Annotated in this window: 11 protein-coding genes; 4 read left to right on the forward strand and 7 right to left on the reverse strand. The window is 71.2% G+C overall.

The features are described 5' to 3' along the window. Positions 1-176: 176 nt before the first annotated feature. Positions 177-977 (reverse strand): sigma-70 family RNA polymerase sigma factor, encoded by an 801-nt coding sequence (locus tag IE95_RS0118130; protein ID WP_030153576.1) that lies wholly within the window; start codon positions 975-977, stop codon positions 177-179. A 231-nt stretch (positions 978-1208) separates the two neighbouring features. Here IE95_RS0118130 and IE95_RS0118135 point away from each other — a divergent pair, with 231 nt between their 5' ends. The 4 genes from IE95_RS0118135 (at position 1209) to IE95_RS0118150 (ending at position 4428) form a co-directional block, all read left to right on the forward strand. Then, positions 1209-1697: a flagellar protein FlgN gene (locus IE95_RS0118135; protein ID WP_030153578.1), complete on the forward strand. Its 489-nt coding sequence runs from the start codon at positions 1209-1211 to the stop codon at positions 1695-1697. Between the two features lie 12 nt (positions 1698-1709). Next, on the forward strand, positions 1710-3128 hold the full coding sequence (gene flgK, locus IE95_RS0118140; protein WP_030153580.1) for a flagellar hook-associated protein FlgK: 1419 nt from the start codon (positions 1710-1712) through the stop codon (positions 3126-3128). A gap of 62 nt (positions 3129-3190) precedes the next feature. Beyond that, the gene (gene flgL / locus IE95_RS0118145) at positions 3191-4066 is read left to right on the forward strand and encodes a flagellar hook-associated protein FlgL (RefSeq protein ID WP_240666387.1); all 876 of its coding nucleotides are present in this window, start codon (positions 3191-3193) and stop codon (positions 4064-4066) included. After that, positions 4063-4428, forward strand: coding sequence for a flagellar assembly protein FliW (locus tag IE95_RS0118150; RefSeq protein WP_030153585.1), 366 nt, complete (start codon positions 4063-4065; stop codon positions 4426-4428). Before flgL ends, IE95_RS0118150 begins: the two co-directional genes overlap by 4 nt. Positions 4429-4534: 106 nt before the next feature. On the opposite strand, the gene IE95_RS0118155 is transcribed toward IE95_RS0118150, so the two are convergent. From IE95_RS0118155 to IE95_RS0118180, 6 genes are read right to left on the reverse strand one after another with little or no spacing between them, the layout of a single operon-like run. Next, positions 4535-5020: a hypothetical protein gene (locus tag IE95_RS0118155; RefSeq protein WP_030153587.1), complete on the reverse strand. Its 486-nt coding sequence runs from the start codon at positions 5018-5020 to the stop codon at positions 4535-4537. A 50-nt stretch (positions 5021-5070) separates the two neighbouring features. After that, the gene (locus tag IE95_RS0118160; protein WP_030153590.1) at positions 5071-5433 is read right to left on the reverse strand and encodes a response regulator; all 363 of its coding nucleotides are present in this window, start codon (positions 5431-5433) and stop codon (positions 5071-5073) included. Beyond that, complete coding sequence (locus tag IE95_RS0118165; protein WP_036572697.1) at positions 5430-5900, reverse strand: chemotaxis protein CheX; 471 nt, start codon at positions 5898-5900, stop codon at positions 5430-5432. The genes IE95_RS0118160 and IE95_RS0118165 overlap by 4 nt, the downstream gene beginning before the upstream one ends. Next, positions 5897-6280: a response regulator gene (locus tag IE95_RS0118170; protein WP_030153593.1), complete on the reverse strand. Its 384-nt coding sequence runs from the start codon at positions 6278-6280 to the stop codon at positions 5897-5899. The genes IE95_RS0118165 and IE95_RS0118170 overlap by 4 nt, the downstream gene beginning before the upstream one ends. Then, positions 6277-7089: a CheR family methyltransferase gene (locus IE95_RS0118175; protein ID WP_030153594.1), complete on the reverse strand. Its 813-nt coding sequence runs from the start codon at positions 7087-7089 to the stop codon at positions 6277-6279. Before IE95_RS0118175 ends, IE95_RS0118170 begins: the two co-directional genes overlap by 4 nt. Next, positions 7086-8150 carry a protein-glutamate methylesterase/protein-glutamine glutaminase gene (locus IE95_RS0118180; protein ID WP_030153596.1) on the reverse strand — a complete coding sequence of 355 codons (1065 nt, stop codon included), beginning with the start codon at positions 8148-8150 and terminating at the stop codon, positions 7086-7088. The genes IE95_RS0118175 and IE95_RS0118180 overlap by 4 nt, the downstream gene beginning before the upstream one ends. Positions 8151-8352 lie beyond the last annotated feature (202 nt).

The raw sequence follows: 8352 nt of genomic DNA on the forward strand, positions 1-8352 counted from the left end.
GTTCAGTGCAGAAACGTTCGTGTTGACGCTGAAGCCCATGATGAGTCCTCCGTGAGACGGGCGAGAAGAATGGTCCCCCAGCCCATCCATGGGCCGGTCGACCAAGACTGTCGGCACGTGTCACGCCGTCGTCGGTGTCGAGCGGGTGAGATCTCGTCGCGACCGTCACCCTGCGCTCAGGAGGCTGCAGGGGTGGACCAGGCGGCACGGCGCGTCGCTCCGCCGGCGACCCTGTCCCCCACGTCGGCCAGGTAGTCGCGACGCCGCGCGGAGAGCGGCGCCGCCGACACCCGCGACTCCCGGTCCGAGTAGTGCGCCTCGAGGCCCTCACGCAGCAGCCGGACCGCCTCGATGCGGGCGTGCGAGACCGTCGAGTGCCCGATCCCGAGCTCCTCCGCGAGCTCGCCCACCGTGCGGCCCGCGAAGTAGACCTCCTCAACGATGTACCGCAGCTGCTGGGGCAGGGCCGCGACGGCCTCGCGCACGACGTGCCTCTCCTCGGTCGCGAGCACCTGCTCCTCGGGGCTCGGGGCGTCGAGCACCACGTGCTCGTACATCGTGTCGTCGACCGCGACGATCGAGCGCCCCGCGTCGTCGCGGATCGCCCGGACGTCCGCGACCACGACACCCATCGCCTCGGCGACCTGGACGTCGGTCGGTTCCCGGCCCAGCGAGGCCGTCAGTGCGGCCTCGACCGCGGTGAGCTCCTTGATCCGCTTGCGCGCGGACCGGGGCGCCCAGTCCTGGGAACGCAGCTCGTCCGACAGGGCGCCGACGATGCGGCGTCGGGCGTACGCGCCGAAGGGCACCCCCCGTGCCGGGTCGTAGGCCGTCGCGGCCGTCGTCAGCGCGATCGCCCCCACCGACGCGAGGTCCTCCCGCGAGAGATGGTCCGCTCGGGCGCACAGGTCGGACACGAGGAAGCCGACGAGGGCAAGGTTGTCGACGACGAGAGCGTTGCGCTCGGAGAGGTTCACGCCGAAGCACCTTTCTGCTGGGCATCTGCTGGGCACCCGCGCCGCGTCGCGCCGGTGGGGCACCGAGGAGGACGCTGCGAGGTACGCGGTGGCGACCGCGTCAAGGACTCCCATGCGGATCGGTCGACGATCAGTCGCCACATCTGCGCCGCGGCGGCCGACAGTGGTCTCCGAGCGGGCCTCGTGGCCCGCCGTCCCGACCGACCACGACGTACGTAAGGGAGAGCCGCATTGGGCCCTCAGGAGCTGTCGACCCTGTTGTGGCGAGAGCGTGAGCTGCTGGAGATGCTGCTCTTCAAGCTCGAGGAGGAGCAGCTGCTCCTCACGGCCGGCCGCACGCGCTGGCTCGCGCACGCCAACCGTGAGGTCGAGACCGTCATGGAGAAGGTGCGCGAGGCGACCCTGGTCCGCACCGTCGCCTCCGAGACGGTCGCCTCGTCCTGGGGGCTGTCCCCCGACGCGACGCTGCGCGAGATCGCGGCGGCCGCGCCGAGCACCGGACCGTGGCGCGAGATCTTCGAGGGACACCTCGCGGGCCTGACCGAGCTGACCGTGCGCATCAAGACCGTCCGGGACACCAACACCCAGATCGTCAACCACGCCTCGCGCTCGACGCAGGAGACCCTCGCGACGCTCGGCGGTGAGGCGCGGACCTACGACGCGACCGGCGCCGCCACGGCGCAGTCCGCCGTCGCCCGCCTCTTCGACACGATCCTGTAAGGAACCGCGCACATGAGCTCGTTCGCCATCCTCAACACCGCCCGCCAGGGCCTGAACGCCGCACAGGCCGGTATCGACGTGACCGGTCAGAACGTGGCGAACCTCAACACGAACGGCTACACGCGTCAGCGCGTCCAGCAGTCGTCCGTCGCCCCGCTGGCCGAGATGGGCCTGGCACGCTTCGCCCAGCCCGTGCGCAACGGCCAGGGAGTGAGCATCGACGGCGTCGCGCGGCTCGGGAACCTCTTCCTCGAGTCCCGAGTGCGGCAGACCGCGTCGAACGAGGGGTACTCCGTGGTGCGCGCCACGGCCTTCAACGCGGTCGAGGACCTCCACGGCGAGCCCTCGGACACGGGGATCTCCGCAACCTTGCAGTCGTTCTGGAGCGGTTGGCAGGACGTCGCGAACGCGCCCGGGAAGGAGGCCCAGGCTCGCGTGGTCATCGAGCGTGCGGTGGGCATCGTCGACCGGCTCGTCGCGGGTCGCGCCGAGGTCGCCGGGCAGTGGCAGCAGTCCCGCACGAGCGCGACCTCCCTCGTCTCGGAGGTCAACGCGATGGCGGACAAGGTCGCGGCGCTCAACGCACAGATCCGCGACGCCGCAGGTCAGGGCGTCTCGGCGAACGAGCTCGTGGACCACCGGAACCTGGTGACGGCCTCGCTCGCGCAGGTCGCCGGGGCCCAGACGAGCATGAACCCGGACGGCACGGTCAGCGTCCTGCTGGGCGGCAACCTGCTCGTCGACGGCACCACGACCAACCCGGTCAAGCTGGCCGGCTCGCAGTCGATGGACGGCGTGACCACGGACCCTGTCCGCCTCGAGTGGGCGCACCGAGCAGGCGCGCAGGTCGCCCTCGAGGGCGGGGACCTCGCCGGGCACCTGTCCGCCCTGGCCCCCGCGTCGTCCGGTGGCGTGTACGCCCAGGCCGCAGCAGGCTACGACGACCTCGCCTCGACGATCGCCGCCCAGGTCAACGCACTGCACACGACGGCCCAGACCACGACGGGCGCACCGGGAGGCGACTTCTTCGTCTTCGACGCGGGCAAGCCCCCGGCGTCTGGCATCAAGGTCGCGGTCACCGACCCCTCGCAGGTCGCCGCGAGCGGGGGCGGGGGCGCGCTCGACGGATCCGTCGCGGACAAGATCGCCCAGCTCGGCGTCGCGTCCGACGGTCCCGACGCCGGCTGGTCCGCACACGTCGCGACGATCGCCGTGAAGTCGAGCTCGGCGACCTACGACGCGAAGCTCGCGACCATCGCGTCCACCGCGGCGTTCTCCGACCTGCTGTCCAACTCGGCCGTCTCGCTCGACGAGGAGACCGTGAACCTCGTCCAGTACCAGCACGCGTACCAGGGGGCCGCGCGTGTCCTCACCGCGGTCGACGAGATGCTCGACCAGCTCATCAACCGCACCGGCCGTGTCGGCCTGTGACCCGCAGTCCGCAGCACCGGCCCGCCGGCCCGTCCGCCCGTCCCGCCTCCTAGGGGAGAACCGTGCGCATCACCAACCAGATGCAGGCCTCGTTCGTCACACGAAGCATGCAGGCCAACCTCGCCCGGATGGCCGAGCTCCAGGAGCAGGGCACGTCCGGCCGCAAGCTCGTCCGCGCGTCGAGCGACCCGTCTGCGGCGGCCAACGCCCTGTCCGTGCGCAACCAGCTCGCCACCGAGAAGCAGTACCAGCGCAACATCGAGAACGGTGACGGCTGGCTCTCGACGCTCGACTCGGCGCTCACGTCCGTCACGGACGTCGTCCAGCGCGTGCGCGACCTCGTGATGCAGGGAGCCTCGGACACGGCGTCTCCCGACGCGCGCGAAGCCATCGCGGTCGAGCTCGACGAGCTGCGCTCCGAGCTCCTGCGCCAGTCGAACACGACCTTCCTGGGGCGCAGCGTGTTCGCGGGCACGTCTGACGAGGGGGTCGCGTTCCGTGACGACTACACCTTCACCGGCGTCCCCGGCAGCTCTGTCGAGCGGCGCATCGGTGCCGACTCGACCGTCCAGGTCGACGTCGACGGGGCTGCGGTCTTCGGCACCGGAACGGGTTCGGTCTTCGCTCTGCTCGACACGGTCGTCGCCGACCTGAGGGCCGGCACGAACGTCAGCAGCCACCTCGGGGCCGTGGACGCCCGGCTGTCCTCCGTCCTGACCCAGCACACCGCCGTCGGCGCCCGGCAGAACCAGCTCGAACGCGCCACGGACACCAACGCCGACTCTCAGCTCGCGCTCACGACCCAGCGCGCGGGGATCGAGGACGCCGACCTCGCCGAGATCGCGATCGACCTCCAGCTCAAGCAGGTCGCCTACCAGGCGACCCTGAGCATCGGGTCCAACCTCCTGCAGCCCACTCTCATGGACTATCTCCGATGACCGCCATCACCTTCGTGACCCCGCCTCCGGGCCTCACCGCGCGCCGCTTCGAGCTGCTCGAGGAACAGACGGACGGCGTCTACACGCTCGCGGCTCTCGACGCGCCCGGCGTCGAGCTCCTCGTCGTCGACCCGAGCCGCTGGGTGCCCGACTACGCCCCGGCGATCCCCGCGAACGACCTCGCACTCATCGGAGCGAGCGACCAGGAACCGGTCGTCCTCGTGGTCGCCACCGCGCGTGGCGGGGCCGTGAGCGTCAACCTCATGGCCCCGGTCCTCGTGCACCCGGACACCGGTGCCGCGATCCAGACGATCCTCGACGGGCAGGGCCTGGACCTGCGTCGGGAGCTCGTCACGGCCTGAAGCACGCCGTCGTCCCGCTCACGCCGCAACGACGCCCCAGAACGCAGAGAGGCCCGTCCGGATCCCCGGACGGGCCTCTCTGCGTCGGACGACGGGGCGCGGCCCGCTAGCGCAGGACCACCGTGAAGGCGCCCCCGCCGTAGCCCGCGACCTCCACCGCGGCATCGAGCCGACGCCCCGTGCTGCGCAGGAACGAGACGGCCGTCCCCGGCAGGGCGGCCCGCGTCGAGTCGAAGACGTCGGCGAGCACCAGGTGCGGCGCGTCCTCGGTGTTGAACAGCCCGGCCGTGACGTTGAGAACCTCCGAGACGTTCTCGAGCAGGACGTCGCTGAGCCTCCCGTCCGCTGCGGCGTCCTTCGCCGGTCCGGGCGGCATGAGGCCGATCGACGCTCCGAGGTACGCGCCCAGGGGGACGTCGACCACGACGACGGCCTCGACCTGGCCGCGGTTGCTCAGGTACGTGGCCGCGACGAGTCCCTTCGTCTCGGGCGTCATGAGCTGGCCGGCCGGCACGGCCGTGCACGCACGGCCGACCAGGCCCGCGTACAGGTCCTTGATCTCCTTGAGCTGGGGCAAGGGCGTGGTGGTCACGAGTGGGGTCCTCCGGGGTCGTTCGGTGGGTGGAGTTCTGGTGGGTGCGGTCAGCGGAAGTGGGGACGCAACGCCGACTCGAACGTGCCGGCGTCGAACGGCTTGGCGATGAGGAAGAGCGCCCCCTCGCTCTCGGCGAGCTCGCGCATCTGCGGCGAGCCCTCCGACGTGACGAAGCCGAACGGGACGCTCGAGCCGCCCGCGCGCAGGGCACGCAGGAAGTCGATCCCGTTCATCTCGGGCATGTTCCAGTCCGACAGGACGAGGTCCGGCTTCTCCGAATGGGTCAGGGCGAGCGCCTCCGCACCGTCACCGGCCTGGACGACGTCCCAGTCGCCGAAGCCTGCCTGGCGCAGGGTGCGCAGGACGATCTGTCGCATGACGCGGCTGTCGTCCGCAACGAGGATCTTCACAGGTCTTCTCCGTTCGTCGAGGTCCACAGCTGGATGAGGATCGGGCCGCCCCACCAGAGCAGCGCCTGCTCGTGGTCGGCCGGGCGGGAGGCCGAGGGCTCGACGTGCTCGACGACCGGCAACGTCAGCGACGACCCCTCGGGCATCATCGCCTTGAGGTTCCCCCCGACGACGTTCGCGACCTCCCCGAGCGCGTCCTGGACGTCCTCGAGCGTCACGGGTTCGTCCTCCTCCTTGAGCAGGAGCGAGCGGGCCAGCCGGTCCGCGGTCTCGCGGGCCGTGATGACCAGGGTGCGCGAGACCGCCGGTCCGACGATGTCGACCCAGGCGTACAGGGGGTCGGCGATCGGCTCCTCCAGGGCCTCCACGGGCAGGAGCAGACCCGGCTCGCCGTCGACCATCGCGGTGAACAGGTCCTGCGCCATCGGGACGACGCTCTGTGCGAGCGTCGAGGTGGTGTCGGTCATGCGAGCTCCTTCTGCGGCAGCAGCCCGAGCATGTCGAGCTTTGCCTCGAGCGCATCCGGGGTGAACGGCTTGATGAGGTACTCGTGCGCCCCGGCCGCGAGGGCACGCACGATCTGGTTCTGCTCGGACTCGGTCGTGACCATCATGAGCGTGAGGTCGCGCCAGTCCCTGCGCTTGCGGACCTCCTGGACGAGCTCGAGGCCGTCCATCACGGGCATGTTCCAGTCGACGCACGCCAGGTCGAAGCGTTCACCGGCCTCGAGCAGGTCGAGCGCTGTGCGCCCGTCCCCCGCCTCGGCGATCTCGAAGCCGAGACCCTTCAACGTCGACGCGACGATGCGGCGCATCACGCGCGAGTCGTCGATCACCAGCGCTCTCATGCGCTGCCTCCTCGGAGTCGGTAGATGGAGCCGTGTGCGCCGTCGACGCGCTCCCACGCGGGATCGACACCGACGGTCGTCTCGGCGGCACCCAGGATCAGGTAACCGCCAGGTCTCACCCGGCTACGGAGCCGGGCGAGGATCGACTGCTTGGTGGGCATGTCGAAGTAGATGAGGACGTTGCGCAGGAAGACCACGTCGAACGTCCCGACGCCGGGAGGCGGCGTGAGCAGGTTGTGCTTCTCGAAGGTCAGGTTCCGGCGGAGCGCGGGGTCGACCTCCCACTCGACGCCGGCCCGCCGGAAGTGGCGGACCAGCATCGGGGCGGGCAGCCCCCGGTTGACCTCGAGCTGGCTGTACCGGCCGCTGCGGGCGCGCTCGATCACCTGCGCGTTGATGTCGGTCGCCAGGATCCGGAAACGTTGGTGCCCGTGCTCGGCCAGGACCATCGCGATGCTGTAGGGCTCCTGACCGGTCGAGCACGCCGCGGACCAGATCGACAGGTCGCCGTCGCCGTGCGTCGGCAGCACGACGCGGCGCAGGGCCGTGAACGGCGAGGTGTCGCGGAACCAGGACGTCTCGTTGGTCGTCATGGCCTCGACCACGCGCACGATCTCGCCGCTCGAGCCGGTGCGCACGTACCTCTGCACGTACTGCTCGACGGCGTCGATCCCGTGCAGGCCCTTCTCCCGGGCCAGCGGGCCGAGGCGCGACTCGACGAGGTACTCCTTGCCAGGGGCGAGCTGGATCGCGCTGTGACGGCGGACCAGGTCGCTCACGAACGAGAACGACTGCGTGGACACGGTCATGCGTGTGCTCCTTCGATCGCCGAGACGACGGCTCGGGCGAGGTGGTCGAGCGGAAGGACCTGATGGGCATGCCCGGCCGTGACCACGGCACCCGGCATCCCCCACACGACGGACGACGCCTCGTCCTGGGCGACGACGTGGCCACCGGCCGCCGCGACCGCCCCTGCACCGTCGCGCCCGTCGGACCCCATGCCGGTCAGCACGAGCGCGAGCAGGTCGCCCCCGAGCACCTGGACCGCGGACCGGTACAGGACGTCGACCGAGGGGCGCGTGAAGTTGACCGGTGGGCCGTCCGTGACGGTGGTCGCCAGGTTGGAGCCCCGGCGCACGATCTCGAGATGACGCCCGCCGGGAGCGAGGTAGGCGTGCCCCGGCGCGAGGATCTCCCCTCCGACGGCCTCGACCACGGTCGTGGGCCCCTCACGGTCGAGCCGTTCCGCGAGCTGACGGGTGAACACGGGAGGCATGTGCTGGACGACGAGGACCGGCACGGGCAACGGTTCACGGATCGCCGAGAAGACCCGCCGCAGTGCGTCCGGCCCTCCCGTCGAGGATCCGACGACGACGGCCCGGACGGGGCGCCTGGGTGCGGCCCGGCGCGTGGTCGGCACAGGGGTCGCCGCGTCACCGCCCGGCCGCGCCGCTGCGGGCCGGTGGGCACCGGGCACGAGCGCCTTGATCTTGGGGACGAGCTCGAGGCCCACCCGTTCGAGAGCGGTCTGCACCGAGCCCGTGCCGCTGGGCTTCGTCACGTAGTCGGTCGCTCCGGCCGTGAGCGCGTCGAGCGTCGCCCCGGCCCCACGCTCCGTGAGGGTCGAGAACATGATGACGGGCATGCGCCGACCCGCGGCGCGCAGAGCGCGTACCGTCTCGATGCCGTCGAGCACGGGCATCTCGATGTCGAGCGTGATCAGGTCGGGTTCGAGCTGCTCGACCTTCGCCAGGGCGAGCCGGCCGTCCGCGGCGGTCCCCACGACCGTGATGTCGGGGTCCCGTTCGAGGGTCTGCGTGACGAGGCGTCGGATGACGACCGAGTCGTCCACGACGAGCACCCGGATCACGCGTGCCCCCCTGCGGTCGTGGGCAGGACCGTGCGTCCCGCCGGGCACCCCGTGGGGTGCCCGGCCGGGGACGCGGTCGACGTGCTGTGCTTCACCGGCGGGCTCAGATCCGGAACTGGGCGACGCGGGTGCGCAGCTCGACCGAGATCTGCGCGAGCTCGTCGACCGCCACGCTCATCCGCTGCATCGTCGCCGCACTGTC

Origin of the sequence: Oerskovia turbata (assembly GCF_000718325.1) — a bacterium.
Lineage (GTDB): Bacteria > Actinomycetota > Actinomycetes > Actinomycetales > Cellulomonadaceae > Oerskovia > Oerskovia turbata.

Bases quoted from the DNA above. Each gene is read 5' to 3' on its own strand.
- IE95_RS0118175 (WP_030153594.1), bottom strand. From the start codon at position 7,089: ATGACCGTGTCCACGCAGTCGTTCTCGTTCGTGAGCGACCTGGTCCGC.
- IE95_RS0118170 (WP_030153593.1), bottom strand. From the start codon at position 6,280: ATGAGAGCGCTGGTGATCGACGACTCGCGCGTGATGCGCCGCATCGTC.
- IE95_RS0118165 (WP_036572697.1), bottom strand. From the start codon at position 5,900: ATGACCGACACCACCTCGACGCTCGCACAGAGCGTCGTCCCGATGGCG.
- flgK (WP_030153580.1), top strand. From the start codon at position 1,710: ATGAGCTCGTTCGCCATCCTCAACACCGCCCGCCAGGGCCTGAACGCC.
- IE95_RS0118150 (WP_030153585.1), top strand. From the start codon at position 4,063: ATGACCGCCATCACCTTCGTGACCCCGCCTCCGGGCCTCACCGCGCGC.